We start from the raw sequence: 26,170 nt of genomic DNA on the forward strand, positions 1-26,170 counted from the left end.
CGCCGCCTGGAGCATCGGCTCCGACCACACCTGGGTCTTCCCGCTGATCACCATCGGCGTGATCGCCTGGATCGCCTGGATGGCGCTGCGGCTGCAGCCCGGACAGCTCGGTGAGCGACCCGGTGCGGGTACGGTCCTTGACCGCCCCGGCCAGGAAGAAGAGCAGCCCGGTGATCACGCCGTGCGCGATATTGCCGATCAGCGCGGCCTGGAGGCCGGTGGCGGTGAGCGTGGCGACCCCGAGCAGCACGAAGCCCATGTGCCCCACGCTGGAGTAGGCGATCAGCCGCTTCAGCTCGTCCTGTGCGAGGCAGACCAGCCCGCCGACCAGGATCGCCGCGACGGCGAGCACCCCGAGCACCGGGGCGGCCCAGCGGGCGCCCTCCGGGGCCACCCCGACGGCCACCCGGATCAGCCCGTACGTGCCCATCTTGAGCAGCACCCCGGCCAGGATCACGCTGCCCACCGTGGGGGCCTGGGTGTGCGCGTCGGGCAGCCAGGAGTGCAGCGGCCAGAGCGGGCTCTTCACCGCGAAGGCCAGCGCCAGCAGGGTGAACGCGGCCAGCTGGGTGCCCCGGGACAGCCCGGTGCCGCCGGTCAACGTCACCAGGTCGGCGGTGCCCGCGGCGGCCACCACCACGTAGACGCCGACCAGCAGCAGCACCGAGCCGAAGAGCGTGTAGAGGGCGAACTTGCGGGCCGCCCGGCGCCGGTCGTCGCCACCCCAGCCGGCGATGATCGCGTACATGGGCAGCAGGACGACCTCGAAGAACAGGAAGAACAGCACCAGGTCGAGGGCGAGGAAGGTGCCCAGGATGCCCACCTCGACGACCAGTAGCAGCGCCACCAGGGCCCGCCCGCTGCCGCCGCCCGCGGGCGCCCGCCAGAGCGTGTAGCCGCAGCAGAGCAGGGTGAGCAGGGCGGTGAGCACCACCAGCGGCCAGGAGATGCCGTCCACCCCGAGGTGGAAGCGCAGGTCGAGGCCGGGCACCCAGGACACGTCCACCTGGTGCCAGGGCTGCACGGCCGGCCGGGGGCCGTAGCCGAACCAGCCGTGGTCGCCGCCGACCAGCGGCAGGGTGGCGAGCAGAGTCAGCGCGGCGGCGACCGTGCCGACCAGCCGGCCGGCCCGGTCGCCGGGGACGGCGGCGGCCGCCACGGCGCCCAGCGCGGGCACCGCGAGCACCGCGACCAGCAGGAACTGCCCCAGCGTCATGAGGTCACTCCGATCAGGGCGACCGCGAGGCCGATCAGCAGCGCGCCGGCCAGCACCCCGGCCGCCGCGCGGGGCAGCGCGGCCCGGTGCAGCGCGGCCAGCCCGCCACCCAGCTCGACCGCGGCCCGGCCGCTCCCCTCCACGAGGCCGTCCACCCCCAGCTCGTCCCCGGTCCGCACGACCCGGGCCAGGGCGGTGGTCGGGCGTACGACGAGGGCCTGCTGGACGTCGTCGAGCCGGAACGCGCGGGCGAAGACCGGCCGCAGCGGACCCAGGAAGCGCGCCGGGTCGGCGGCCGGGTCGCGGCGCCAGCCGGCCCAGGCGACGCCCGCGCCCACCAGCAGCAGCAGGAACGGCAGCACCAGGTTCGGCGCGAGGTGAACCAGTTCGACGGCCTCGTCGGAAACGTCGGCCGGCACCCGCAGCCGGTCGGCGAACCACGGCGCGAAGGCGGCCAGGCCGAGCAGCGCGGCGGGCACCGCGAGCAGGAGCACGGGCCAACGCAGCACCGCCGGCGGGTCGTGCGGGTGCGCCAGCGGGATCCGGGTCGTGCCGAGGAAGGTCCGCAGCAGCAGGCGGGTCGCGTACCAGGCGGTGACCGCGACGCCGAGCAGCCCGGCCAGCCAGACCAGCCAGCCCACCCAGGCCGGGGCCGGGCCGGCGCCGTCCAGCGCGGCGGCCTGCGCGGCGGCGAGCACGCCGTCCTTGCTCCAGAAACCGGACAGCGGCGGCGCCCCGGCCAGCGCCCCGAGGCCGATCAGCATGCACCAGAAGGTCACCGGCATGGCGGCGCGCAGGCCACCCATCCGGGACATCAGGGTGGTGCCGACGGCGTGGATCACCACGCCGGCCGCGAGGAACAGCAGCGCCTTGAACGCGGCGTGGGTGAGCAGGTGGAACAGGGCCACCGCGGGGGCGCCGACGGCGAGCGCGCCGGTCATGTAGCCGATCTGCGAGACCGTCGACCAGGCCAGCACCCGCTTGATGTCGTCCTGTGCGGTGGCCGCGAACGCGCCGAGCAGCAGGGTGACCGCCGCCATCACCCCGAGCACGGCGAGGGCGGCCGGGGCCTGCGCGAAGAGCGGGAACAGCCGGGCCACCGCGTAGACCCCGGCGGCGACCATGGTGGCCGCGTGGATCAGCGCGGAGATGGGGGTGGGACCCGCCATCGCGTCCGGCAGCCAGGTGTGCAGCGGAAACTGCGCGCTCTTGCCGGCCACCCCGGCGAGCAGCAGCAGGCAGGCCGCGGTGAGCGTGCCCGCCGAATAGTCGTGGGCCAGCACGTCGGCGATCCGGAAGCTGCCCGCGCCGACGCCGAGCAGCGCGATGCCGAGCAGGAAGCCGACGTCACCCACCCGGGTGACCAGGAACGCCTTCACCGCGGCGGCCGGCGCCTCCGGCAGCCGCCGGTCGTGGGCGATGAGCAGGTAGGAGCAGATGCCCATCACCTCCCAGCCGACCAGCAGCAGGATCAGGTCACCGGAGACCACCACGGTCAGCATCGCCGCGGTGAAGAGGCTGATCTGGGCGGCGTAGGGCGGGTAGCGGTGGTCCACCTCGACGTCGTCGTGCGGGCCGCGCCGCAGGTAGCCGATCGAGTAGACCTGCACGGCCAGGGCCACCGCGGCCACCGCCACGGCGACCAGCACGGCGACCCCGTCCAGCCGCCAGCCGAGGGTCACCCGCAGCCCGCCCAGGTCGACCCAGTCGGTGGCGCCCTCGACCGGCCCCTCGACCCGGACCAGCAGCGCCACCGCCGCCAGCAGCGCCACCGCGGCGCCGGCCACGCCGAGCGCGATTGCCGCCCGCCGCGCCGGGTCCTCCCCGGTGGCCCCCCCGCGCGGCGACGGCGGCAGCAGCAGCCCGAGCAGGCCGGCGAGCAGGGGTACGCCGGGCAGCGCCACCGCCAGCAGTCCGGTCACTTCTCCCCCTCGCCCCGGTCGGCGGCGACCACGGTGGCCGGGGCGGGCGCCTCGGCGAGCGGCACGTCGTCCACCGTGACGCTGGCCCGCAGCCGGTAGAGCTGGAGCACGATGGCCAGCCCGACGCCGATCTCGGCGGCGGCGAGCACGATCACGAAGAGCGCGAAGACCTGGCCGGAGTGCGGCAGCGCGGCCCGGACCGTGGTGTCGGCGGTGACCAGGATCAGGTTGACCGCGTTGAGCATCAGCTCGACCGCCATCAGCACGAGGACCGCGTTGCGGCGGCGCAGCACGCCGTAGACGCCGAGGCCGAACAGCAGCGCGGCGGTGACGTACGGGATGACCGGTCTCACGCGCGCCCACTCTCGTCGGCGGCCGCGACGACCGGTGGGGGCGGCTCGACCGGGCCGGCCGGGCGGCCGGGCCGGGCGGGCGTGCCGGTCGGGGTCGCGCCGGAGCGGCCGATGTCGGGGCGGGAGAGCACGATCGCGCCGACCAGGGCGGCGAGCAGCAGCACCGAGAGCACCTCGAAGGGCAGCACCCAGGTGCGGAACACCTGCTCGCCGAGGCGCTCGGCGGTGCCCGCGGCGGGCAGCCCGACGCGGGACCAGCGGAACGCGTCGACCAGCAGCACGGCCAGGCCCAGCCCGCTGCCGGCGCCGATCAGGGCCGCCGGCCAGCCGGGCCGGTCGAGGTCGTCGGAGGGGCCGATCGGGGCCCGGGTCAGCATCACCGCGAAGAGCAGCAGCACCACCACGGCGCCGACGTAGATGAGCACCTGCACCCAGGCCACCAGCTCGGCGCTGAGCACCAGGTAGTCACCCGCCAGCGCGCCCAGGCAGACCACCAGCCAGAGCCCGGCGCGGACCAGGTGCCGGGTGGCCACCACCAGCGCGCCCGCGCCCACCGCCACCGCGCCGAGGGCGAGCAGCAGCACGTCCGCACCCGTCATGACGGCGCGCCTCCGCCCTGCTCGGCGCCGGGTTCGGGGCGCGCCGGGGACGGGGCCGGGCGCGCGGCGGGGGCCGCAGCCTTGCGGGCGGCGGTGGTCTCCTCCTTCGAGGGGTCGCCGTGCGGGTCGTGGGCCGGCGGCGGCGGGACGGTGGCCATCCACTCGCCGAGGTGGCCCTTGTCGTGCAGCAGGTCCTTGATGTCGTACTCGGCGTACTCGAACTCGGGGGACCAGTAGAGCGCGTCGAACGGGCAGACCTCGATGCAGATGCCGCAGTACATGCAGAGCGAGAAGTCGATGTCGAACTTGTCGAGCACGTTGCGCTGGCGGGGGCGGGCGGCACCGGGCACCGCCACCTCCTCCTTGTGCGAGTCGATGTAGATGCACCAGTCCGGGCACTCGCGGGCGCAGAGCATGCAGACCGTGCAGTTCTCCTCCAGCAGCGCGATCACGCCGCGGGAGCGGGGCGGCAGCTCGGGTGCCACGTCCGGGTACTGCTGCGTGGTCGAGCGACGGGTCATCGTCTTGAGCGTGACCGCCAGGCCCTTAACCAGCCCCTCGCCGGGCACGCCGCTGCGCTCGCTCATGCCGCCCATCCTGCCCTGTGCCCCCCGCGCGCGCGACCACCACCCGGACTGTTGGCGGCGGTATCGTGAGCGCGGGGAGAACGGCGCACCGGAAAGGACCCGTCATGACCGCCGCGCTGCAGAGCGACTACCCGCCCGAGGGCGGGTGGACGACCGACGACCTGGACGCGCTGCCCGAGGACGGCCACCGCCGCGAACTGCTCGATGGAGTGCTGCTCATGTCCCCCTCCCCCACCCGGATGCACCAGACCGTCGCGGGCCTCCTCATGGCGGCCCTCACCGAGGACTGCCCCGACGGGTACGACGTGACCCAAGCGGTGGAGGTCAGGGTCAACCACACCCGCTCCTTCATTCCGGACGTGCTGGTCACCACCTCGGTTGCGGCGGCACGCGAGCCGTCGAGGTACGAACCCCACGAGGTCGTGCTGGCAGTCGAGATCGTCTCACCGAGCACCCGCTCCATCGACCGGGTGCTGAAGCCGGCTTTGTACGCGCAGGCCGGAATTCCGTTCTACTGGCGGATCGAGTGGGAGGACGAAGGTCTAGTCGTCTACACCTACAAGATCGATCCGGTGCACGAGGTCTACAGCGAGACGGGCCGGTGGACGAAGTTCGTGGACACCGGCGAGCCCTTCCCGGTGAACCTACCGATCAGCCGGATCACTCCCCGCCGCGTGTGAGCGGCGGGAGCATCTCGACGCCGAGTTGCTGGAGGACCTGGAACAGCTCGTTGACGCTCCACACGTCGACGATCCGGCCGCTCTCGTCGAAGCGGAGGAAGCTCGCTCCCGAGTAGCTGACCACCCGGCCGGTCGGCGGCACCGGACCGAACTGCCCGGCCTGGGTGCCGGCGGCCCGCCAGTGCACGGCCACCCGGGCGCCGGCGGCCACCACCTCGACGACCTTGTAGCGCAGGTCGGGGAAGGACGCCCGCCGGTCGCGGTGCCAGGCCAGGGTGGCCTCCGGGCCGGTCCCGCCCAGCCCCGGGCAGTCCGCGGCGATCAGGTCGTACGCGCTCTCCTCGCGGCCGGCGTTCCACACGTCGGCGATGAAACGTCGGGCCGCCGCCTCCACATCGGTCACCGCGGCAGCCTAGCCCCGGTCCTGTCCACTCGGCCTGACGGAGGTCCCCCGAGCGACCATGATGGGACGGGAACGAGACATCCTCGGGAGGCGGCGTGGGCGACAAGGGCGACGAGATCCTCAACCGGACCGGCGGCAAGTACGTCGAGCCGGGCGGCGAGTTCACCCGGGACCAGCGCTACATCGCCACCCGGATCACCGCCGACGGGTCGAGCGGCTGGCCGGTGGAGCCGGGCCGCTACCGGCTGGCGGTCAGCCGTGCCTGCCCGTGGGCGAACCGGCTGATCATCGTCCGGCGGCTACTCGGGCTGGAGGACGCCATCTCGATGGCGGTGGCCGGGCCCACCCACGACAAACGGAGCTGGACCTTCGACCTCGACCCGGGCGGCCGGGACCCGGTGCTCGGCATCGAGCGGCTGGCCGACGCCTACTTCGCGCGCTTCCCCGGCTACGAGCGGGGCATCACCGTGCCGGCGTTGGTGGACGTGCCGACCGGTCAGGTGGTCACCAACGACTACGCGCAGATGAGCCTTGACCTGTCGACGGAGTGGACGGCCCACCACCGGCCGGGAGCGCCGGAGCTCTACCCGGAGCGGCTGCGCGGCGAGATCGACGAGGTCAACGCGGTGGTCTTCGCGGACGTGAACAACGGCGTCTACCGGTGCGGCTTCGCCGGCAGCCAGGAGGCGTACGAGCGGGCGTACCACCGGCTGTTCGACCGGCTGGACTGGCTGACCGAGCGGCTGGCCGGGCAGCGCTACCTGGTCGGCGACACGATCACCGAGGCCGACGTCCGGCTGTTCACCACGCTGGTCCGCTTCGACCCGGTCTACCACGGCCACTTCAAGTGCAACCGGCAGAAGCTGGCCGAGATGCCGGTGCTCTGGGCGTACGCCCGGGACCTGTTCCAGACGCCGGGCTTCGGCGACACCGTCGACTTCGACCACATCAAGCGGCACTACTACGAGGTGCACCGGGACATCAACCCGACCGGGGTGGTGCCGCTCGGCCCGGACCTGGCCAACTGGCTCACCCCGCACGGCCGCGAGCAGCTCGGCGGCCGCCCGTTCGGCGACGGCACCCCGCCGCTGCCGGCGCCGCCGGCGGAACGGGTTGACCCGGCCCACACCCCGCTGCTCGACGTCGGCTGAACCCGCGCGGCGCGGGCCGTCCTCAGATCGCCAGGCGGACGGCGGCGGTCAGCACCAGCTGGGCCAGGGCCAGCGGCACCAGCACCAGCCAGCAGAGGCGCTGGAGCTGGTCCTCGCGCAGCCGCGGGTAGCTCACCCGGAGCCAGATGATCACGAACGCGACGGCGAACACCTTGAGCAGGGTCCACAGCCAGCCGAGCTGGGCGTCGGCGAACGGGCCGTGCCAGCCGCCGAGGAAGAGCACCGTGGTCAGCGCGGCGATCACCACGATGCCGACGTACTCGGCGAGCAGGAAGAACGCGAAGCGCAGGCCGGTGTATTCGGTCATGTACCCGAAGACCAGCTCGGAGTCGGCCACCGGCATGTCGAACGGGGGCCGGCGGATCTCGGCCAGCCCGGCCACGAAGAAGATCACCATGGCCGGGGCCTGCCAGAGCAGCCACCAGGGCCGCCACGCGTCCACGATGCCGGGCAGGCTGAGCGTCCCGGCCGCCATGGCCACCGAGGCGGCGGCCAGCACCAGCGGCAGCTCGTAGCCGAGCAACTGGGCCGCCCCGCGCAGCCCGCCGAGCAGGCTGTACTTGTTGGCCGACGCCCAGGCCGACATGAGCACCGCGAGCACCCCGATGCCGACCACTGCCAGCACGAAGAACAGGCCGATGTCCAGCGGCTGCCCGACCAGGTCGCCCGGCCCGAGCGGGATGACCAGCAGGGCGAGCAGGTAGGGCACCAGGGCCACGGCCGGCGCCAGCCGGAACACCGGCCGGTCCGCGTCGCGCGGGGTGACGTCCTCCTTCTGCACGAACTTGATGCCGTCGGCGACGAGCTGGGCCCAGCCGTGGAAGCCGCCCGCGTACATCGGGCCGAGCCGGCCCTGCATGTGGGCCATCACCTTGTGCTCGGCCTGGCCCACGATCAGCGGCAGGGTGAGGAACGCGACCAGCACGCCCGCCACCCGGAGGACCAGTTCCAACCAGGTCGGCATCAGCCCTCCCCCTCCTCGGCCGCCGGCTCCTGGCGCGCGGGGCCGGTCGGCCGCTCGCCCGGGGCGGGGCGCGCCGGGCGTTCGCGGGCCGGACGGGCCGGCGTACCCCCGCGGGGGCCCTCGCCCACCCCGGCCGCGCCGGCCGGCGTGGGCGTCGTCCCCCACTCCCCCGGCGCCGGCACGCCCGGGGGCCGGATCGGCCGGCGGCCGCCACCGGCCTCCGACTCGCCGGGTTCCTTGGCGCCCGGCCAGGGCTTGGCGACCCGGGAGGCGAGCACGAACTCCTTGCGCAGCGGGTGGCCCTCGAACTCCGGCGGCAGCAGCAGCGGCCGCAGCTCGCCGTGCCCGTCGAAGCCGATGCCGAACATCTCGTGGGTCTCCCGCTCGTGCCAGGCCGCGCCGGGGAAGACGTCGACGACGGACGCCACGACCGGCGTCTCCCGCGGCACCCGGGTGCGCAGCAGCAGCCCGTGCCGGTGCTGGGTCGACCAGAGGTGCGCCACGACGTCGAAGCCCTCGGCCAGCTCGTCGACGGCCGACAGCCAGTCGAAGAAGTCGCAGCCCAGCTCGGCGTCGCCGCGCGCCGCGCGCACCGCGTCGCGCCAGCTCGCCGGGGGTACGTCGACGGTGGCGCGGGCATACCCCTGACCGCCGGAGACCGTGGTGGTGGCCTCGACGGGCGCGAGCAGCGCGACAATCCGCCGGCCGACCTCTTCCGGAGTCATGCCGCTGATCCTAGGGCCGACGGCCGGGAGCCGTGTCGGGCCGTCCACGCTCGCCCGGGCGGGATCCGCCGCTTTGCCGGGCACGGGGGCCTCCGGCGGGGAAGGATGAACACCGTGCGCGCTGTCACTGTGACTCCCGAGGTACCCGATTCGCTGCGCCTCGACGACGACTGGCCCGAGCCGGTGCCGGAGGAGGGCGCGATCCTGGTCCAGGCCCTCGCGGTGGGCATCTGCGGGACCGACCAGGAGATCATCGCGGGCGCGTACGGCCAGGCGCCGCCCGGCCAGGAACGGCTGGTGCTCGGGCACGAGGCGCTCGGCCGGGTGCTGGAGGACCCGACGGGCACCCTCCAGCCCGGCGACCTGGTGGCCGGGATCGTCCGGCACCCCGACCCGGTGCCCTGCCCGAACTGCGCCGTGGGCGAGTGGGACATGTGCCGCAACGGCCGGTACACCGAGCACGGGATCAAGGGGCTGCCCGGCTTCGCCCGGGACCGCTGGCGGGTGCAGCCGAGGTTCGCCGTCGGCCTGGACCCGATGCTCGCCCCGGTCGGGATGCTGCTGGAGCCGACCAGCGTGGTGGCGAAGGCGTGGGACCACATCGAGCGGATCGGCAGGCGGGCCGTGTGGCAGCCGCAGAACGTGCTGGTCACCGGGGCCGGGCCGATCGGGCTGCTGGCCGCCCTGCTGGGCATCCAGCGCGGGCTGTCGGTGCACGTGCTGGACCGGAACAAGACCGGTCCGAAGCCGGAGCTGGTCCGCTCGCTCGGCGCGACGTACCACACCTCGACGGTGGCGGAGCTGGACTTCGAACCGGACGTGGTGGTGGAGTGCACCGGCGCCCCGGTGGTGGTGATGGACGCGATGCGCAAGGCGGGGGCGAACGGCGTCGTCTGTCTCACCGGAGTGTCCAGCGGCGGCCGGACCATCGACTTCGACGCGGGCGCGCTCAACCGGGACCTGGTGCTGGAGAACAACGTGGTCTTCGGCTCGGTGAACGCCAACCGCCGGCACTGGGACCTGGCCGCGGCGGCGCTCGCCCGGGCCGACCAGGCGTGGCTGAACTCGCTGATCAGCCGCCGGGTGCCGGTCTCCTCCTATGCCGACGCGTACGCCACCACCAGCGAGGACATCAAGGTGGTGCTGGACTTCGAGCAGTGAGGCGGGGCGGCGGAGCGCGTGCCTCGCCGCCCCGGAGCCTCAGATGCCGGGCAGCCGGCCGTTGCGGAACAGGTCCACGAAGAGCTGGTGGTCCTCGCGGGCCCGGATGCCGTAGGTGTGCGCGAAGTCGATCAGGTAGTCGACGAAGGCCGACGCGTCGGCGTCCACGACCGCGACGATCGCCTCCTCGGTGGAGTAGTCCACCAGGTCGTGGCTGGACTCGTCGTCGGCCACCGAGTGCATCCGGGCCACCGCCCGGCCCAGGTCGGTGAGCACCCCGGCGAGTTCCTCGGGCTCGTTGACGTCGGCCCAGTCGAGGTCGGCCGCGTACGGGGAGACCTCGGCGACGAGCTGCCCGACCCCGCCCAGCTCGGTGAAGCCCACCCACGGGTCGGCGTGCGCCTGCAACGCCCGCTGCGACTCGGCGGTCCGGTGCCCCTGGTGGCGGAAGTACGCGCGAACCCGCTCGTCGTCGATGTGCCGCGCCACGGCCGGCACCTGGGCCTGCTTCATGTAGATGACGACGTCGTTCTCCAGCGCCTGGGTGTGCCCCTCCAGCAGCAGGTTGTAGGAGGGCAGCCCGGCCGAGCCGATGCCCACGCCCTTGCGCAGCACCACGTCCTTGATGTTCGCGGCGACCGGGCGGAGCCGGGCGGTGGCCGCCGGCAACGTGCCCAGGTAGTCCTGGAACGCGGCGCTGACCTGCTCCCGGGTCGCGGCGTCGATCTCGTAGACCCCGTCGCCGAGGGAGAACCGGCGCTCGTAGTTGTCGATGGTGGTCTGAGTGGCGAGCAGGTCGACCCGGGTGTTCAGCCGGGCCTGCTGGAGCACCCGGCGCAACACCCCGTCGGCGTTGTCCAGGGTGATCGAGCCGATCGCGTCGTCCCCGCCGGCCGCGATGGCCCGCAGCTCGGCCAGGTACGACCGGGCGAAGCCGGCCACCAGCTCGCCGATCACCCGGTCGGAGAGCGCCTTGGCGTAGCCGAGCAGGGCCACGCTGGCGGCGAAGCGCTTCAGGTCCCAGGAGAACGGACCGACGTACGCCTCGTCGAAGTCGTTGACGTTGAAGACGAGCTGCCCGGAGCCGTTCATGTAGGTGCCGAAGTTCTCGGCGTGCAGGTCGCCGTGGATCCACACCCGGCTGGTCCGGTCGTCGAGGAACCGGTCGCTGGCGAAGTCGCCGCGCTGGTCGGCGTAGAAGAGCGAGGCGCTGCCCCGGTAGAAGGCGAAGGGTGAGGCGGCCATCTTGCGGAACTTGCGGCGGAACGCCGCCGGGTCGATCGCCATCGACGCGCCGAACTCCTCGGTCAGCACGTCGACGATGAAGGCGGAACGCTTGTCCGCGGAGTGGGTCATGGTCCGCAGGCTAGACCGCGACCGCCATCTCCGGCGTCAGCCGACCGGGGGACGTACCGGTGGAGCGGTGAGGGACTGCACCGGCCGGGGGGTGCTCTCCGCGGGCCGCGGGTCGACCGGCGGGGCGAGCCGGTCGGGGCGCGGCACCCCGCCGACGCCGGCCTCCTCGGCGGCGATCTTCTCCTGGAGGCGGAGGATGCCGTGCAGCAGCGCCTCCGGGCGGGGCGGGCAGCCGGGCACGTAGACGTCGACCGGGATGAGCTGGTCGACGCCCTTGGTGACCGAGTAGGAGTCCCAGTAGGGTCCGCCGCAGTTGGAGCAGGCGCCGAACGAGATCACGTACTTCGGCTCGGGCATCTGGTCGTAGAGCCGCTTGATCGCCGGCGCCATCTTGTCGGTCACCGTGCCGGAGACCACCATGAGGTCGGCCTGGCGGGGGCCGTGGGCGAACGGGATCACGCCGAGCCGCATGAAGTCGTGCCGGCCCATGCTGGTGGCGATGAACTCGATGGCGCAGCAGGCCAGCCCGAAGTTGAACACCCAGAGCGAGTAGCGGCGGCCCCAGTTCAGCACGAACCGGATCGGCTCGCCGAGCACGGCCGGCAACTGCACCTCGCGCCTCCTCCCGTGTCCCCGATCTGACAGTCAACCACAGCGGCGGGACGACAACCGCCGCAACCTCACGGCGCATCGAAACGTGTGAGAAGAGTTGCCGGCAGCCGCCGGCGGCTGCCGCACGGGGGAGGGTACAGGTGGCGGTGACGACGCAGCCCAGGCTCGGTGAGCCGCCGCCGGAACCCGACGGGGGCGAGCCGCCGGGTGCCGACTTCGACCGGCTCTACCACGCCCACTTCCGGTCGCTGACCGTGCAGCTCACCGCGTACTGCGGTGACCTGTCCCAGGCCCAGGACCTGGTCCAGGAAGCGTTCTGCCGGGCCTTCGCCCGCTGGTCGAGGGTGTCCCGCTACGACGACCCGGTGGCCTGGGTGCGGCGGGTGGCCTGGAATCTCGCCACCAGCCGCTGGCGGCGGCTGCGGACCACCCAGAGCTACCTGCGTCGCCAACGCGAGGAGCACGTCCCCGGTCCGAGCCCCGACCGGGTGGCGCTGCACGGCGCGCTGGCCCTGCTGCCGCCGAACCAACGCCGGGCCGTGGTCCTGCATCACCTGGCCGATCTCTCCGTCGCCGAGATAGCCCGCCAGGAGCAGGTCCCCGAGGGCACGGTGAAGTCCTGGCTGCACCGGGGGCGGGCGACGTTGGCGACCCTCCTGAGCACGTCCCACGAGGTGAGCGAGCATGACTGAGCCCGACGATCTGCTGCACGGCGCGTTCGCGGCCTACCGCGCGGAGCTGATCACGGCGGTCCGGCCGGCGGGTGCCGAGACGGTGCGGACGACCGTCCGCCGGCGGCGGCGCCGGACCATCCGCCTGGCCGCCGCCGTCACCCTCGTCGCCGTCGCCGCGCCGGGAGCCGCCTGGGCCGTGCTCGCCGACGGTGCCGCACCGCCGGCGCCACCGGCACACAGCCGCACGCCGGCTCCGCCGGAGAGCCCGACACCGACCCCGCGGGTCACGCCCACCCCCACGGCCCCGTCGAGCGGTCCGCCGGCCGCCCCGGACGGCCGGATCAACCGGAGTGACCTGCTCGCCGCCCGCGTGGACCTGCCGGACTGGGCGGCGTACGCCCCGGCGAGCTGCACCACAGCCGACGTGCGGCTGCTGCCCGCGTCGACCCGGCAGTCCCGGCCGGCGTTGCTCGACGTCAGGTACGGCGACGTGGACGGCGACGGGGCGTCCGAGACCGTCGCGCTGGTCGGTTGCCTGTTCGGCGACACCGTGGCGAAGCAGGTGGTGGGCTTCGACCGGGACCGGGCGGGGCAGGTCGTCCTGCTCGGCGGGGTGACCCGGACCGGCGACGGTATCGGCGACATCACCGAGACGGCGGTCCGCTCGGACGGGACCGTCCGCGTGCGGGTGGCCGACGTGCAGGCCTGCTGCGGTGATCCGGTACGCCGCCAGTGGCGCGGCTACCGCTGGGACGACCGGCGGTTCGTCCAGGTGGAGGGGCCGTCGGCGATGCCCTCCTCGCGGTCGAACGCACCGCCGGGCCCGGGCACGATCGAGGCCCAGGTCCTGCAGTACCCCGCACCGGGCGCCGACGGGTACCGGGTGGCCAGCATGGCGATCGAGATCGGCAGCGGCGCCTCGGCCATGGACCATCCGCTCGTCACGTTCCCGCGCAACGAGCGCGACGAGCCGTACGTGGAGCTGTGGGAGTACTGCGCGCAGGTCATCCAGCGGCCGGCCACGGTGACCTGCGTGGCGCAGCCACTGGCCCCCGGCGAACGCCGCTGGACGCTGTTCCCGTTCCGCACCAGGGCCGACGGGCCGGACGGCCAGGGCACCGTCCGTCTGGACGCCGGCACCGGGGCCGACGGCGCGGCCGTCCCGGGCACCGGCCGGTCCGCAACCTTCGAGGTGCGGTTCGACGGGTGAGGGTGGAGTCGGCTTGCGGACACCCGCCCACCGCAACGCCGCACCGGGGTCAGGGGTGCTACCGGCAGGAGTCCCGACCGGGGACGACACGGGGAATCTCGGAGGTACCTCCATGGTCATCGCGACCCGCATCACCACCGGCGCGCTCGGTGCCGCGCTCGTCCTGCTCGTGCCGGCGACCCCAGCGGTTTCGGCCGGCGCCACCGGCACGAGCGACTCGGCGACCGCCACCGTCGGGCGGTTGGTGCTCGAGCCGTCGAGCCGCGGCTACCAGGGTGAGCTGCCCGTCACCATCACCAACCCCACCGACTCGTACGTCTCGCACGTCCTGATCACCGAGCCGGTCGCGGGCTCCTGGCGGGGCACCACGTCGGACGAGTTCTGTCTCGTGACCGTGCCGAAGCAGTTCGTCCGGACCTTCGACTGCGCGCTGCCGATCGGTCCGGGCGAGACCTACTCCGTCACCGCGCGGTTCGAGGTGCTGACCCGGACCCGCCCGTACGCCATGTCGGCGGGCGGCGGCCAGGTGGCGGTGCAGGTCGGGTACGACTCCCCGACCACCACGACGGCCGCCTACCGCACCGTCTTCCGGGGAACAACCGGAAGCCTCCGCCACCCGCGGCCGTACGAGCCGGACGCCAGCACGCGGGCCTCGATCGCGGTCGGCGAGGCCCGGCTGACCCGGCAGGCGGACGGTCGCTGGGCCGGCTGGCTGCCGGTCACCGTCCGGTACCGGGGCGACGCCCCGCACAGCCACCTGGAGGTGCGCGCGGCGCTGCCGGCGGGCCTGGACATGGAGGCGACCGACCCGGCGGACCTGCCGGTGTTCGCCACGGGTTTCGTCGTCCCGGGCGGGCGGTTCATGGCCGGGGAGGTCCGCACCTTCCGGGTGCTGGTCACCGCGCCGGCCGGCACCGCCCCCGGCACGCTGGGCACCGGTGAGTTCGTCCTGGCCCCCTGGTACGAGGGAGGCGACGTTCCCGAGGCCACCCCGCGGGACAACGTCGCGACGTTCCCGATCGAGGCCAGCGGGAGCTGACCCGCGCGGCGCCCCATCGCCCGGTCCGGAAGCAGCTTCCGGACCGGGCGAGTCACCGTCGGTCCGGCCCGGAGGCCGCCGGTTCACCAGACGGGCCGCTGCAGCAGACCGACGAACTCGGTCAACAACCGCTCGCGCAGCGCCACCGGGGCGGCGTCGAGCAGCGTGTTCACGGCCGCCATCCGCTCCGGCGCGCCGACGGTGCCACCCAACCCCAGCCCGGCGGCCAGTCCCGCGACCAGTTCCGGGGTGAGCGCCGCCGGGGTGAGGCTGCCGGCGAGCGCCAGCAGTTCGGGCGGCAGCGCGACCGGCCCGGCCGCCCGGGCGGCGGTCGCCGCCTCGGCCAGCGCCGGGCCGAACTCGGCCACCCGCGGGGCCACCGCCGCGGTCACCGTGAGGTGCACGCTGGCCGGCAGCCCGGCGTACGCGAGCTGCGGCTGGGTGTGCCAGCCCCGGGCGGTCAGCTCGTCGACCAGCACGAACAGGTCCAGCCCCGGGTCGTCGGCGGTGAAGCAGACCACCGTCGACTCCGGCTCGGCCAGCAGCCGCAGCCCGTCGACCGCGCGGACCGCGTCGGCCAGCCCGGCGACCGCGTCCCGGGTCCGCGCGGCCAGCCGCAGGTAGCCGTCCTCGCCGAGGTGCCGCAGGGTGGCGTACGCGGCGGCGATCGGCCCGCCCGACCGAGTCGAGGCGACCACCGGGTTGACCATCGTGTAGCCGGGCCAGTCGCCGTACGCGAAGAACTGCGGAGCGCGCAGCGCCGAATCCCGGTGCAGCAGCACCGACACCCCCTTCGGGGCGTACGCGTACTTGTGCAGGTCGACCGAGATCGAGGTGACTCCGGGCACCGCGAAGTCGAACGGGGGCACCGGCGCGCCGAGCCGGCGCAGCCAGGGCAGCGTCCAGCCGCCGAAGCAGGCGTCCACGTGGCAGCGCACCCCGGCCGCCGCCGCCACGGCCGCGATCTCCGCCACCGGGTCGATGACGCCGTGCGCGTACGACGGGGCGGAGGCGACGACCAGCACGGTCTCCGGCCGGATCGCGGCGGCCACGTCGGCGACGGCCGGGCGCAGGGTCACCGGGTCCACGGGCACCGGGTCGAGGGCCACCCGCAGGTAGTGGGCCGCCTTGGCGAAGGCGGCGTGCCCGCTGACCGGCACCACGATGCGCGGCTCGGCGAGGTCGGGCCGGGCGTCGCGGGCCGCCTTGACGGCCAGCAGCAGCGACTCGGTGCCGCCGCCGGTGACGCTGCCGACCACGTCCGGCGCGGACGTGCCGGGGCCGCCGCCGAGCAGCCGGGCGGCCGCGCCGACCAGCGCGTTCTCCATGGCCAGCAGGGACGGGAAGGCGGTCGGGTCGAGGCCGTTGACGTGCGCGCTCTCCGCGTGGGCGGCCTGCGCCAGCTCGTCCAGCCCCGCCACCCCGGGGTCGTAGACGTAGGCAAAGAGCCGCCCACCATGCGTGGGCCGATCCCCCGCCCGCAAACCCCGAATCTCGTCAAGCACCCGCGCGGCAGGCACCCCTGCGATGGGCAGCGCGCCCGCCGTTTCGTCGATCATGGACTTGTGGTGCCCTTTCTGTGACGTTCAGCGGCTTTCATCCGCCACCACAACTCCATGATCGTCGGAACTGGGGGTGGCGGCGGTGGCCAGGTCTGCCGGGGTCAGCGTGTAGGCGCGTAGCAGCACCACCGGGGCGGCGACCAGCAGGGCCGGCAGGATGGTGAAGCCGAGCAGCACGCCGAGTCGGGCGGTCGCCGACTGGGCCGCCGCCACCCCGGTCGACGAGGAGACGTAGCCCGAGAGCTGGAGGACCAGGCCGTAGATTCCGGGGCCGAGGGCCAGGCCGAAGGTCTCCCCGGCGGTCCACAGCCCGGTGAACACGCCGGCCTGCCGCCGGCCGGTGCGCACGGTGTCGTAGGCGATGCAGTCCGGCAGCATGGCCAGCGCGAAGACCTGCTGGCCGGCGTAGCCGACGCCGATCAGCGCGACCACGGCGTAGACCCCGGCGGCCGGCAGCGCGGGGGCGGCGACCAGGGCCAGCGCCCCGGCCGCGAAGAGCAGCGACGCGGCGACCAGCGCGGCGCGCTTGCCCAGCCATGCGCCGGCCCGGGTCCACAGCGGCATGACCAGCAGCGCCGGGCCGACGAAGCAGGCGAAGAGCAGGGTCGGCCCGCTGTCGGGGGCGCGGAGCACCTGGTCGGCGAAGTACTTCACCCCGGCCAGCACGGTGGCGACACCGGCGGACTGGATCACGAAGCAGGCCAGCAGCACCCGGAACGGCCGGTTCCGGCCGGCGACCGCGAGCTGGGCGCGCAGGCTGGGCTCGCTCTCCCCCACCGTGCCGGTCGGCGCGGAGCGGGTGCCGAGGAAGACGCCGACCGTGCCGGCCACGATGAGCGCCGCCACGAACAGACCCATCCAACGGTGCCCGGGCACCCCGTCGCCGCCGGCCGTCACCACGGCCGGGGCCACCGCGCCGGAGACCAGGATGGCCAGCGCCAGCACCGCGATCCGCCAGCTCATCAGCCGGGTACGCTCCGCCGGGTCGTCGGTCAGCTCGGCGGGCATGGCCACGTAGGGCACCTGGAAGAAGGCGAACGCGGTCGCGGTGGCCAGGAACGCCAGGGCCACGTACGTCCCGGCGGCCGGGCCGGCGCCGAACGGTGCCGCGAAGATCGCGGCGAAGAGCAGGGCCAGCGCCAGCCCGCCGCCGAGCAGGTAGGGCCGGCGCGCGCCCCAGCGGGACCGGGTCCGGTCGGAGATCCGCCCGGCGACCGGGTTGACCAGCACGTCCCACGCCTTCGGCAGGAGCACCAGGAGGGCGGCCACCCCGGCCGCGACGCCCAGCGTGTCGGTGAGGTACGGCAGCAGGAGCAGCCCGGGCACCGTGCCGAACGCGCCGGTGACCAGCGAGCCCAGCGCGTATCCGGCGTGCACCCGGCGAGGCAGGCTCCCGCCCGTTCCTGTCATGGAGCCGAATGCTACTCACGTTATGCCGTCGGTCACATCCCCTCGTCCGGCGACCAGGCGGCCGCCGCCATGTCCACTCCGGCGGGGCGCAGTGGGCAGCCCTCGGCGCGCAGCCGGGCTCGCGCCTCCACCTCGTGCCCCGGTGGCAGCCGGCCGGCCGAGTTCACCACCCGGTGCCAGGGCACCCCGCCCCCGTGGCGGGCCATGATCGAGCCGACCAGCCGGGCCGACGCCCGTCTCGACCGCTCGGCGAGGGCGTCGGCCACCGCCCCGTACGACATCACCCGGCCGGGCGGGATCCGCTCGACCAGGTCCAGCACCGCCTCGACGTACTCGTCAGGTGTCACGGGCTGCCACGATATGGGAACGCACGAAGGCCCGGCGGACCGCAGCGCGCAGAATGGTCGGGTGCGCGAAGCAGTCACCTCGGCCCGCCGGATCGTCGTCAAGATCGGGTCGTCCTCGCTGACCACCCCGGCGGGCGGCCTGGACGACACCCGGGTCGACGCGCTGGTCGACACGCTCGGCGCGCTGGCCGCCGCCGGCCGCGAGGTGGTGCTGGTCTCCTCGGGCGCGATCGCCGCCGGCCTGGCCCCGCTCGGGCTGCCCCGGCGCCCCCGCGACCTGGCCACCCAGCAGGCCGCCGCCAGCGTCGGGCAAGGCCTGCTCATCGGCCGCTACGCGGCGGCCTTCGCCCGGCACCGGCTGACCGTCGGGCAGGTGCTGCTCACCGTCGACGACGTGACCCGGCGGGCGCACTACCGCAACGCGTACCGGACCCTGCGCAAGCTGCTCGACCTGCGGGCCGTGCCGATCGTCAACGAGAACGACACGGTGGCCACCGAGGAGATCCGGTTCGGCGACAACGACCGGCTCGCCGCGCTGGTCGCCGCCCTGGTCCAGGCCGACCTGCTGGTGCTGCTGTCGGACGTGGACGCGCTCTGGACCGGCGACCCGACCCGGGCCGGCAGCACCCGGATCACCGAGGTGCACGGCGAGGGCGACCTGGCCGGGGTCGACATCGGCGGGGCCGGCCGGGCCGGGGTGGGCACCGGCGGCATGGTCACCAAGGTCGAGGCGGCCCGGATCGCCACCGGCTTCGGCATCCCGGTGGTGCTCACGGCCGCGCCGCTGGCCGCGCCGGCGCTGGCCGGCGAGCCGGTCGGCACCTTCTTCCACCCAAGCAGCCGGCGTCCGGCCGCCCGGCTCTTCTGGCTGGCGCACGCCACCGCGCCGCGCGGCCGGCTGCATCTCGACCCGGGCGCGGTGCAGGCGGTGGTCGGCCGGCGCAAGTCCCTGCTCCCGGCCGGGATCACCGCGGTGGACGGCGCGTTCACCGCCGGGGACCCGGTGGACCTGGTCGACACCGCGGGCGCGCCGGTGGCCCGCGGGCTGGTCAACTACGACGCGGTCGAGCTGCCCGGGCTGCTCGGCCGCTCCACCTCGGAACTCGCCGCGGCGCTCGGCCCGGCGTACGAACGGGAGGTCGTCCACCGCGACGACCTCGTGCTGCTGTGAGGAGTGCTGGCATGAGCGAGCGTCAGCGAGTGAATCATCGGTGCAGCGCGGTAGTGCCTCATGGCGGCACGGAGCGCAGCGGAGTGCCGGCATGAGCGTGGTCGAGCAGGCCCGCCGGGCCCGGGGCGCGGCGGAGTCCCTCGCGGTCGCCACCCGTACGGTGAAGGACGCAGCGCTGCACGCGATGGCCGACGCGCTGGTGGCGCGTACCCCGGAGATCCTGACCTCGAACGCGGCGGACCTGGCGGCCGGGCGCGAGGCCGGGCTGAGCGCGGCCGTGCTGGACCGGCTGGCCCTCGACGAGGGCCGGGTGGCCGGCATCGCCGACGCGCTGCGCCAGATGGCCGCGCTGCCCGACCCGGTGGGCGAGGTGGTCCGCGGCGCGACCCTGCCCAACGGGCTGGAGCTGCGCCAGGTCCGGGTGCCCTTCGGTGTGGTCGGCATCATCTACGAGGGCCGCCCCAACGTGACCGTCGACGCGGCCGGGATCTGCCTGAAGTCCGGCAACGCGGCGCTGCTGCGCGGCTCCTCCTCGGCCGCGCACTCCAACGCCGCCCTGGTCGCGGTGCTCCGCGACGCGGTCGCTGGGGCCGGCCTGCCGGCCGACGCGGTGCAACTCCTCGACGCCAGCACCCGCGACTCGGTCAAGGAACTGATGCGCGCCCGGGGTCTGGTCGACGTGCTGATCCCGCGCGGCGGCGCGTCGCTCATCCGGACCGTGGTCGAGGAGTCCACCGTGCCGGTGATCGAGACCGGGGTGGGCAACTGCCACGTCTACGTGGACGCCGCCGCCGACCTGGCCAAGGCCGTCGCCGTCACCCTGAACTCGAAGACCCAGCGCCTCTCCACCTGCAACACGGCCGAGTCGTTGCTGGTGCACGCGGGCGTCGCGGACGCCTTCCTGCCGGCCGTGCTGGCCGCCTTCGCCGACGCCGGGGTGACCGTGCACGGCGACGCGCGGGTGGCCGCCTACTCCGACGCGGTGGTGCCGGCCACCGAGGAGGACTTCGACACCGAATACCTCTCCGCCGACATCGCGGTCGCCGTGGTCGACTCGCTGGACGCGGCCGTCGCGCACATCCGGCGGCACGGCACCGGGCACACCGAGGCGATCGTCACCGACTCCCAGCCGGCCGCCCGCGAGTTCGTGGCCCGGGTGGACGCGGCGGCCGTGATGGTCAACGCCTCCACCCGGTTCACCGACGGGGGCGAGTTCGGCTTCGGCGCCGAGATCGGCATCTCCACCCAGAAGCTGCACGCCCGCGGCCCGATGGGCCTGCCCGAGTTGACCAGCACCAAGTACGTGGTCACCGGCGACGGCCACCTGCGCTGAGCGAACCGGCCCGGCCGTCGGCTCAGGCGGTGGGCGCGGCCGGCTCGGGCGGCGCCGACTCCGGTGGCGGAGCGGACGGCGGGGCCGGCCTCGGCAACGGGACGACGGGCGGCAGGACCAGCTCGCCCGGGGGCGCCGGGCGCGGCGCCGGCACGAGCGGCGGCGCGGCCAACTGGGGCGCGACGAACGGCGCGCCGGAGACCGGTGCCTCGGGGGTGGTCGGGCGGCAGGCCCGGATCGCCCGCAGCGTGGTGTGCACGTCGAACTGGTGGCCGTCGTCGCTGTCCCAGCCGCCGTCGCTGCGCTGGGTCTCGGCCAGCCGGCGGCGGGCCGAGACCAGCAGCCACTGCTCCTCGCCCACGTCGACCCGGCGCAGCGTGGCGGCGAGCCAGGCCACGTCGGCCGGGGACATCTGCGGAATCCGCTCGGCCAGGATCGCCTGGATCCGGGCGGACTCGTAGTAGAGCTGCTGGCGGTGCAGCACGGCCGCGGCCAGCCAGCCGGCCGGCAGGAAGGACGGCCAGCTGCCGTCCGGCGCGAGCTGCGCGGCGAGCGCGTGGGCCGCCGCCTGCACCACCCCGGCGTACGCCCCGCCGACCCGGTGGTCGAGCGGGCCGGCGGCGCGGGCGTCCAGCCCGGCCACGGTCAGCCAGAACCCGGCGTTGGCGGTCAGGAAGAGCCGGGCCTCCGGGTCGCCCGGGGTGGCCCACTCGGGGGCGAACCCGGCCAGCGACGGGTCCTCGTCCCAGCCGCCGTCGGCGAGCTGGCGGGCGGCCAGCCAGTCCAGGGCGTGCCGGGCCGCGGGGCGGCCCAGCCCGCCGAGGTCGTCCAGCTCGGCCAGGCGGTAGCAGGTCGCGTCGACCGAGGCGACCTCGCCGTCGAGCACGGCGGGCCAGCCGCCGCCGGGGGCCTGCCCCAACTCGGCCGCGTCGAGCAGCTCGGGCGGCACCGGGGCGCCGGTGCGCAGCCGGGAGAGGCGGGCGCGGTCCACCGCGTCGCCGTGCGCCACGACGAAGCCGATCGCCGCGTCCAGATCCACCACGGCAGTCACGCTACCGGCGCAAACGTGGTTACGCCTCGGTAGCTCGGCCAGGGGTGGCCCGGCCCACCGGCGGTACGCGAAGGGCCCTCCCGGCACACCCGGGAGGGCCCTTCGACGCGAGCGGACTCAGTAGGCCGGCAGCGCCGGGTCGATCTGCTTGATCCAGGAGAGCACCCCGCCCTGGACGTGGACGGCGTCCCGGAAGCCGGCCGCCTTGAGGGCGGCGAGCGCCTCCGCGGAGCGGACGCCGGACTTGCAGTGCAGCACGATCTGCTTGTCCTGCGGGAGCTTCGCCAGCGCTTCGCCCGAGATGATGTCGCCCTTGGGGATCAGGGTGGCGCCGGGGATCCGGACGATCTCGTACTCGGCCGGCTCGCGGACGTCGACCAGGAAGATGTCCTTGCCGGCGTCCTGCCACTCCTTGAGCTCCAGCGCGGTGATGGTCGCGTCGACCACGGCCTCCTGCGCCTCGACGGAGACCGCGCCGCAGAAGTCCTCGTAGTCCTCCAGCAGGTCGGTGACCGTCGGGTTCTCGCCGCAGAGCACGCAGTTCGGGTCCTTGCGGACCTTGATCTTGCGGTAGCTCATCTCCAGGGCGTCGTAGACCATCAGCCGGCCGACCAGCGGCTCGCCGATGCCGGCGAGCAGCTTGATCGCCTCGTTGACCTGGATCGACCCGATGGACGCGCAGAGCACGCCCAGCACGCCACCCTCGGCGCAGGACGGGACCATGCCGGGCGGCGGCGGCTCCGGGTAGAGGCAGCGGTAGCAGGGACCGTGCTCGGCCCAGAACACCGACGCCTGGCCGTCGAACCGGTAGATCGAGCCCCAGACGTACGGCTTGCCGAGCAGCACGGCCGCGTCGTTGACCATGTAGCGGGTGGCGAAGTTGTCGGTGCCGTCGACGATCAGGTCGTAGCCGGAGAAGATCTCCCGGACGTTGTCCCGGTCGAGCGCGGTGTTGTGGATCTCCACGTTGACTAGCGGGTTGATCTCGCGGATCGAGGCGGCGGCGGACTCGGCCTTGGACCGGCCGACGTCGGAGACGCCGTGGATGATCTGGCGCTGAAGGTTGGACTCGTCGACGGTGTCGAAGTCGATGATGCCGAGGGTGCCGACACCCGCGGCGGCGAGGTACATGAGGGCCGGCGAGCCGAGACCGCCGGCGCCGACACAGAGCACCCGGGCGTTCTTCAGCCGCTTCTGCCCCTCGACCCCGACGTCCGGGATGATCAGGTGGCGGGAGTAGCGACGGATCTCGTCTACGGTCAGCTCGGCGGCGGGCTCGACGAGCGGGGGCAACGACACGGTGGACTCCCCGGGATCGGCGGTGGGACCGCGCCATTGTCGCTCGCGCCGGTAGGGATCGGCCATGATGAGGGCCACGTAGCCCGACATGCGGGAGCGGGAATAACTCAGAGCCCGTCGGTCGGCTCGCCCTCGTAGCGGACTCCATCGACGTACGGCCAGGCGTTGGCCAGGCAGCCGTCCAGCCCGTACGTCTGTTGCTGCATCACCGGGGCCGGCGCGCCGGGCCCGGGGCAGGCCTGGTGCAGCTCGCCGAACTCGTGGCCGACCTCGTGGTTGACCACGTACGTCCGGTAGACCTCCAGCGGGGCGCCGTAGTCGGGCACCCCCTCCATCCAGCGGGCCAGGTTGATGATGACCCGTCCCGGCAGCCGGCAGGAGGTGTACCGCTCGGTGCTCAGCCCGCCCTCGGCGCACATCCGCTCGGAGGTGGCCGGGGTGGCCAGGTAGATGGTGAAGTCGGCGGCGGTCGCCTCGGGCACCCGCTGCACCCGCAGCTCACCGGAGGCGATCCAGCTGCGCGGGTCGCCGAGCACCGCGTCGACCGTGGCGGCGAACTCGTCCGCGTCCTGCCCGGCGTCCCGCTCGACCTCGATCCGGTAGCGGCGCAGCGGGCCGTCGTGCCCGGCCACCGGCGAGCGGCCGTCGGCCGCCGCGAAGCTGCCCGGCCCCGCAGTGGGGTAGCTGCCCGGCTCGGTCCGGGCCCCGGCGCCGGCGCCGTCGGCCGGCGACCGATCGGCCGCGGCCAGCGGATGCCGGGTGGACAGGTGTACCGGACCGCCCGGCCCGGCCAGCCGGGACAGTCCGAACGCGCCGCCAACCGCGGCCAGCAGCGCGACCAGGAGCAGCACGGCTCGCCGCCGGCGCCGCAGCCGGCGCCGGCCCGGACGGGCGGACGGGGCGGTCCCGGGGTGGGCCGGTGGACGGTCGAAGTCGAGCCGGGGCGACGGGCGGCCGGAGGGCGGCGCGGGCTCGGCAGGCGGGTCGTAAGGGGACGACGACGTCATGACACCAGCCTGGCAGGCAAATCCCGCCAATTAGCGACTTTTCACCGCTTCCCGCGCGAAATACTTCTCATCGCCACGACCAGGTCATTCACACCGACGGGCCGGTGTACCGCTTCCCACCGACGTAGGGCCACGGGTTCGGCCGGCAGCCATTCAGGAAGAGGGTCTGCTGCTGCATCACCGGCGCCGCCCGGCCCGCCCCCGGGCAGGCCTCGTGATGGTGCCCCAGCTGGTGACCCACCTCGTGGTTGATGACGTAGAGCCGGTAGGTGTCCAGCGGCAGCTTCGCGGCGACCAGGTGCGGCGCCGAGGTCCGCCAGCGGTCCAGGTTGATCACCACCTTGCCGGTGACCCGGCAGGACGTGTACGGCACGCCGCCCACCCGGATGTTGATGCCCCCGGCACCGCAGAGCCGGCCGGCGGTGTCCCGGGTGGCCAGGTAGATCGTGAAGTCGGACCGGCTGCCCGGGCCGACCCGTTGCAGCCGCAGCCGGCCACCGTCCACCCAGCTCCCCGGCCCGGCCAGCGCCCGCTGCACGGCGTCGCCGAAGGCGTGCACGTCCTCCCCGGAGCCGTTCTCCACGGCCACCCGGAACCGCTGCAGCACCCCGGCCCGGCCCAGCACCCCGCCGGCGCGGTCGTCGTAGCCGAAGCTTCCCCGGCCGTGCGCGGGCACCGGGCCGGGCAGGCGCAGCACCGGCGCCGCCGGCGTGCTCGGCACCGGGTCCGGGGTCCGCGACGGCGGCGCGCTCGACGGCGGCGGCGCACTGGTCGGCCCGGGTGGCTGGGCCACCGGGGCGGCGCCGAGCAGCACCTCGGCCCCGGCCGACGGATGTTGCAGCGCGACCCCGATGCCGACCGCGGCGGCGACGAGGAAGGCGCAGACCACGACGGCGGAGCGCCAGCGGCCGGTGGGCGGGGCGGTGGGCCGCGCGGCACGCGGACGGACGGAGGTGGGCATCCGGCTCAGCCTGCCATGTCGCGGCGCAGTCCGCTCTCCTCCGTTTCGGGGATCAAGGCCGTGGCCTGCGCCTCCGTCCGCTCCCCGCCCGGCGAACCGCCGGGGCACGCCTCGGCGAGCAGCGCCAGCACCGCCCGCGCCACGGTCCGGGGCACCTCGAGCTGGGCCACGTGCCCGACACCGTCGAGCAGCAGCAGGCGGCTGTCCGGGATCACCCGGGCGGCCTGCGGCGCCACCCGTACGTCGACCAGCCGGTCCTGCCGCCCGCCCACCACCAGCGTCGGCACCCGCACCGCCCCCGCCAGCCGCCACAGCGAGCCCGACCCGGGCAGGTACGACCGCAGGAAACTGGAGACCAGGCCACGGAAGGTGCGGACGTAGGCGGCCGCGTAGTGGGCCGCCTCGTAGCGGATCCGGATCTCCTCCACCGCCTCCTGCCGGCGCTGCTCGCTGATCCGGGTGAGGTCGGCGATGCACGCCTCCATCACCTGCTGGGCCATCACCTCCGGGGCGAGTTGGGCCAGCCGCCAGGCGGCCAGCCGCTCGCCCCGGGGGATCGCCAGCAGCGGCAGCATCCGCCCCTGCAACGAGCGCCGGAAGTCCAGGAACGGCAGGGCCGGGGAGATCAGGGTCAGCGTCCGGACCAGGTCCGGCCGCAGCGCCGCCACCCGGACCGAGACGGCGCCGCCGAGCGAGTTGCCGAACAGGTGCACCGGCCCCCGGTCGCTGTGCTCGATCCAGCGGACCACCCGCTCCGCGAAGGACGGCACGGTGTAGCGCCGGCCGGGCTCGCTGCGCCCGAAGCCGGGCAGGTCGATGGCCTGGCCGTCGAGCCGGTCGGCGAGCAGGCCGGCCAGGTCCGTCCAGTTCTGCGACGAGCCGCCGAGGCCGTGCACGTAGAGCGCCGGCTCGGCGCCCGGAGCGGTGGCCGGGGTGTCCCGCACGTACGTCACCGTGCCGTCGAGGCGGACGTTCCGGCCGGGCCAGGGCGGCGGGACGTGGTGCGCGGGCAGGAGGTGGTCCGGCCAGAGGGCGGCGCGCTTCATGGCTCCAGTCTTCCCGGCCCGGCCCGGCCCGACACCGGCTCAGGCGAGCAGGGCCTCCAGCCGGCGGTTCACCGCGGCCAGGGTGGCCCGGACCACGGCCTGCCGGGGATCCCCGGCGACCAGGGCCGAGCCGGCCAACTGCTCCACCCAGCCGTCGCAGACCAGCAGGACCACCACGGTCGCCACCTCGCAGTTGCCGAACGGCACCACGGCGGCCGCGAGTTGAGCTGTCGGCCGCGGCCGGAGGACGAGCGGTGGGACGTGCGCGACGCCGCCGAGCTGGCCCGCCGGTATCCCCGGCTCGCCGCGC

General features: G+C 74.5%; 25 protein-coding genes and 2 pseudogenes. 8 read left to right on the forward strand and 19 right to left on the reverse strand.

The features are described 5' to 3' along the window. From ABZV78_RS25105 to ABZV78_RS25125, 5 genes are all read right to left on the reverse strand, one after another. Positions 1 to 1,216 (reverse strand): NADH-quinone oxidoreductase subunit M (locus tag ABZV78_RS25105; protein ID WP_355642319.1); only part of this gene is annotated, 1,216 nt, incomplete at its 3' end. Continuing rightward, positions 1,213 to 3,138, reverse strand: coding sequence for an NADH-quinone oxidoreductase subunit L (locus tag ABZV78_RS25110; RefSeq protein ID WP_355642320.1), 1,926 nt, complete (start codon positions 3,136 to 3,138; stop codon positions 1,213 to 1,215). The genes ABZV78_RS25105 and ABZV78_RS25110, both read right to left, overlap by 4 nt. Then, entirely contained in the window at positions 3,135 to 3,491 is a 357-nt protein-coding gene (gene nuoK / locus ABZV78_RS25115) for an NADH-quinone oxidoreductase subunit NuoK (RefSeq protein WP_355642322.1), read from the reverse strand. Before nuoK ends, ABZV78_RS25110 begins: the two co-directional genes overlap by 4 nt. Then, positions 3,488 to 4,090, reverse strand: coding sequence for an NADH-quinone oxidoreductase subunit J (locus tag ABZV78_RS25120; protein WP_355642323.1), 603 nt, complete (start codon positions 4,088 to 4,090; stop codon positions 3,488 to 3,490). The genes nuoK and ABZV78_RS25120 overlap by 4 nt, the downstream gene beginning before the upstream one ends. After that, positions 4,087 to 4,686 (reverse strand): NADH-quinone oxidoreductase subunit I, encoded by a 600-nt coding sequence (locus ABZV78_RS25125; RefSeq protein ID WP_355642325.1) that lies wholly within the window; start codon positions 4,684 to 4,686, stop codon positions 4,087 to 4,089. Before ABZV78_RS25125 ends, ABZV78_RS25120 begins: the two co-directional genes overlap by 4 nt. A gap of 95 nt (positions 4,687 to 4,781) precedes the next feature. On the opposite strand from ABZV78_RS25125, the gene ABZV78_RS25130 reads away from it, so the two are divergent. After that, complete coding sequence (locus tag ABZV78_RS25130) at positions 4,782 to 5,357, forward strand: Uma2 family endonuclease (RefSeq protein ID WP_355642327.1); 576 nt, start codon at positions 4,782 to 4,784, stop codon at positions 5,355 to 5,357. Here the strand turns inward: ABZV78_RS25130 and ABZV78_RS25135 are convergent. Continuing rightward, the gene (locus ABZV78_RS25135; protein WP_355642329.1) at positions 5,338 to 5,760 is read right to left on the reverse strand and encodes an ester cyclase; all 423 of its coding nucleotides are present in this window, start codon (positions 5,758 to 5,760) and stop codon (positions 5,338 to 5,340) included. The genes ABZV78_RS25130 and ABZV78_RS25135 overlap by 20 nt on opposite strands. A gap of 95 nt (positions 5,761 to 5,855) precedes the next feature. Here ABZV78_RS25135 and ABZV78_RS25140 point away from each other — a divergent pair, with 95 nt between their 5' ends. Beyond that, complete coding sequence (locus ABZV78_RS25140; RefSeq protein WP_355642330.1) at positions 5,856 to 6,911, forward strand: glutathione S-transferase C-terminal domain-containing protein; 1,056 nt, start codon at positions 5,856 to 5,858, stop codon at positions 6,909 to 6,911. A 22-nt stretch (positions 6,912 to 6,933) separates the two neighbouring features. On the opposite strand, the gene nuoH is transcribed toward ABZV78_RS25140, so the two are convergent. Then, positions 6,934 to 7,896 carry an NADH-quinone oxidoreductase subunit NuoH gene (gene nuoH / locus ABZV78_RS25145; RefSeq protein ID WP_355642332.1) on the reverse strand — a complete coding sequence of 321 codons (963 nt, stop codon included), beginning with the start codon at positions 7,894 to 7,896 and terminating at the stop codon, positions 6,934 to 6,936. Continuing rightward, the gene (locus ABZV78_RS25150; protein ID WP_355642334.1) at positions 7,896 to 8,621 is read right to left on the reverse strand and encodes an NADH-quinone oxidoreductase subunit C; all 726 of its coding nucleotides are present in this window, start codon (positions 8,619 to 8,621) and stop codon (positions 7,896 to 7,898) included. The genes nuoH and ABZV78_RS25150 overlap by 1 nt, the downstream gene beginning before the upstream one ends. A gap of 114 nt (positions 8,622 to 8,735) precedes the next feature. Between ABZV78_RS25150 and ABZV78_RS25155 the strand changes: the two genes are divergently transcribed. Then, positions 8,736 to 9,782, forward strand: a complete 1,047-nt coding sequence (locus tag ABZV78_RS25155) for a glucose 1-dehydrogenase (protein ID WP_355642335.1) — start codon at positions 8,736 to 8,738, stop codon at positions 9,780 to 9,782. Between the two features lie 39 nt (positions 9,783 to 9,821). Here the strand turns inward: ABZV78_RS25155 and ABZV78_RS25160 are convergent, their stop codons facing one another. Both ABZV78_RS25160 and ABZV78_RS25165 read right to left on the reverse strand, forming a co-directional pair. Then, positions 9,822 to 11,138: a DUF2252 domain-containing protein gene (locus tag ABZV78_RS25160; RefSeq protein ID WP_355642337.1), complete on the reverse strand. Its 1,317-nt coding sequence runs from the start codon at positions 11,136 to 11,138 to the stop codon at positions 9,822 to 9,824. 36 nt (positions 11,139 to 11,174) lie between these two features. Continuing rightward, complete coding sequence (locus ABZV78_RS25165) at positions 11,175 to 11,750, reverse strand: NADH-quinone oxidoreductase subunit B family protein (RefSeq protein WP_355642339.1); 576 nt, start codon at positions 11,748 to 11,750, stop codon at positions 11,175 to 11,177. A gap of 140 nt (positions 11,751 to 11,890) precedes the next feature. Here ABZV78_RS25165 and ABZV78_RS25170 point away from each other — a divergent pair, with 140 nt between their 5' ends. The 3 genes from ABZV78_RS25170 to ABZV78_RS25180 all read left to right on the forward strand — a co-directional run bounded on the left by ABZV78_RS25170 (position 11,891) and on the right by ABZV78_RS25180 (position 14,673). After that, positions 11,891 to 12,442, forward strand: a complete 552-nt coding sequence (locus ABZV78_RS25170; protein WP_355642341.1) for a SigE family RNA polymerase sigma factor — start codon at positions 11,891 to 11,893, stop codon at positions 12,440 to 12,442. Next, positions 12,435 to 13,634 carry a hypothetical protein gene (locus ABZV78_RS25175; RefSeq protein ID WP_355642342.1) on the forward strand — a complete coding sequence of 400 codons (1,200 nt, stop codon included), beginning with the start codon at positions 12,435 to 12,437 and terminating at the stop codon, positions 13,632 to 13,634. The genes ABZV78_RS25170 and ABZV78_RS25175 overlap by 8 nt, the downstream gene beginning before the upstream one ends. A 112-nt stretch (positions 13,635 to 13,746) precedes the next feature. After that, positions 13,747 to 14,673 (forward strand): hypothetical protein, encoded by a 927-nt coding sequence (locus ABZV78_RS25180; protein WP_355642344.1) that lies wholly within the window; start codon positions 13,747 to 13,749, stop codon positions 14,671 to 14,673. A gap of 83 nt (positions 14,674 to 14,756) precedes the next feature. Here ABZV78_RS25180 and ABZV78_RS25185 read toward each other — a convergent pair whose 3' ends face one another. Genes ABZV78_RS25185 through ABZV78_RS25195 form a run of 3 tightly spaced genes read right to left on the reverse strand, consistent with a single transcriptional unit; the run spans position 14,757 to position 17,992 of the window. Then, positions 14,757 to 16,232 (reverse strand): aminotransferase class V-fold PLP-dependent enzyme, encoded by a 1,476-nt coding sequence (locus ABZV78_RS25185; RefSeq protein ID WP_355642345.1) that lies wholly within the window; start codon positions 16,230 to 16,232, stop codon positions 14,757 to 14,759. Between the two features lie 27 nt (positions 16,233 to 16,259). After that, positions 16,260 to 17,645, reverse strand: a complete 1,386-nt coding sequence (locus tag ABZV78_RS25190) for an MFS transporter (protein WP_355642347.1) — start codon at positions 17,643 to 17,645, stop codon at positions 16,260 to 16,262. Positions 17,646 to 17,677: 32 nt separating this feature from the next. Continuing rightward, positions 17,678 to 17,992, reverse strand: a complete 315-nt coding sequence (locus ABZV78_RS25195) for an MGMT family protein (protein ID WP_355642349.1) — start codon at positions 17,990 to 17,992, stop codon at positions 17,678 to 17,680. A 61-nt stretch (positions 17,993 to 18,053) separates the two neighbouring features. On the opposite strand from ABZV78_RS25195, the gene proB reads away from it, so the two are divergent. Together proB and ABZV78_RS25205 are read left to right on the forward strand one after the other, a co-directional pair. Next, on the forward strand, positions 18,054 to 19,163 hold the full coding sequence (gene proB, locus ABZV78_RS25200) for a glutamate 5-kinase (RefSeq protein ID WP_355642351.1): 1,110 nt from the start codon (positions 18,054 to 18,056) through the stop codon (positions 19,161 to 19,163). Between the two features lie 91 nt (positions 19,164 to 19,254). Further along, entirely contained in the window at positions 19,255 to 20,496 is a 1,242-nt protein-coding gene (locus tag ABZV78_RS25205; protein WP_355642353.1) for a glutamate-5-semialdehyde dehydrogenase, read from the forward strand. A gap of 223 nt (positions 20,497 to 20,719) precedes the next feature. Here the strand turns inward: ABZV78_RS25205 and ABZV78_RS25210 are convergent. From ABZV78_RS25210 to ABZV78_RS25235, 6 genes and pseudogenes are all read right to left on the reverse strand, one after another. After that, positions 20,720 to 21,589: pseudogene (locus ABZV78_RS25210) on the reverse strand (hypothetical protein); the annotation flags it as partial. A gap of 75 nt (positions 21,590 to 21,664) precedes the next feature. Next, on the reverse strand, positions 21,665 to 22,912 hold the full coding sequence (moeZ, locus tag ABZV78_RS25215; protein ID WP_355642360.1) for an adenylyltransferase/sulfurtransferase MoeZ: 1,248 nt from the start codon (positions 22,910 to 22,912) through the stop codon (positions 21,665 to 21,667). Positions 22,913 to 22,953: 41 nt separating this feature from the next. Continuing rightward, the gene (locus ABZV78_RS25220) at positions 22,954 to 23,853 is read right to left on the reverse strand and encodes a DUF3152 domain-containing protein (protein WP_355642355.1); all 900 of its coding nucleotides are present in this window, start codon (positions 23,851 to 23,853) and stop codon (positions 22,954 to 22,956) included. An 88-nt stretch (positions 23,854 to 23,941) separates the two neighbouring features. After that, the gene (locus ABZV78_RS25225; RefSeq protein WP_355642356.1) at positions 23,942 to 24,814 is read right to left on the reverse strand and encodes a DUF3152 domain-containing protein; all 873 of its coding nucleotides are present in this window, start codon (positions 24,812 to 24,814) and stop codon (positions 23,942 to 23,944) included. Positions 24,815 to 24,819: 5 nt separating this feature from the next. Then, entirely contained in the window at positions 24,820 to 25,860 is a 1,041-nt protein-coding gene (locus tag ABZV78_RS25230) for an alpha/beta hydrolase (protein WP_355642358.1), read from the reverse strand. 39 nt (positions 25,861 to 25,899) lie between these two features. Continuing rightward, positions 25,900 to 26,170: pseudogene (locus ABZV78_RS25235) on the reverse strand (hypothetical protein); the annotation flags it as partial.

This window comes from Micromonospora sp. NPDC004540, assembly GCF_040610095.1.
Lineage (GTDB): Bacteria > Actinomycetota > Actinomycetes > Mycobacteriales > Micromonosporaceae > Micromonospora.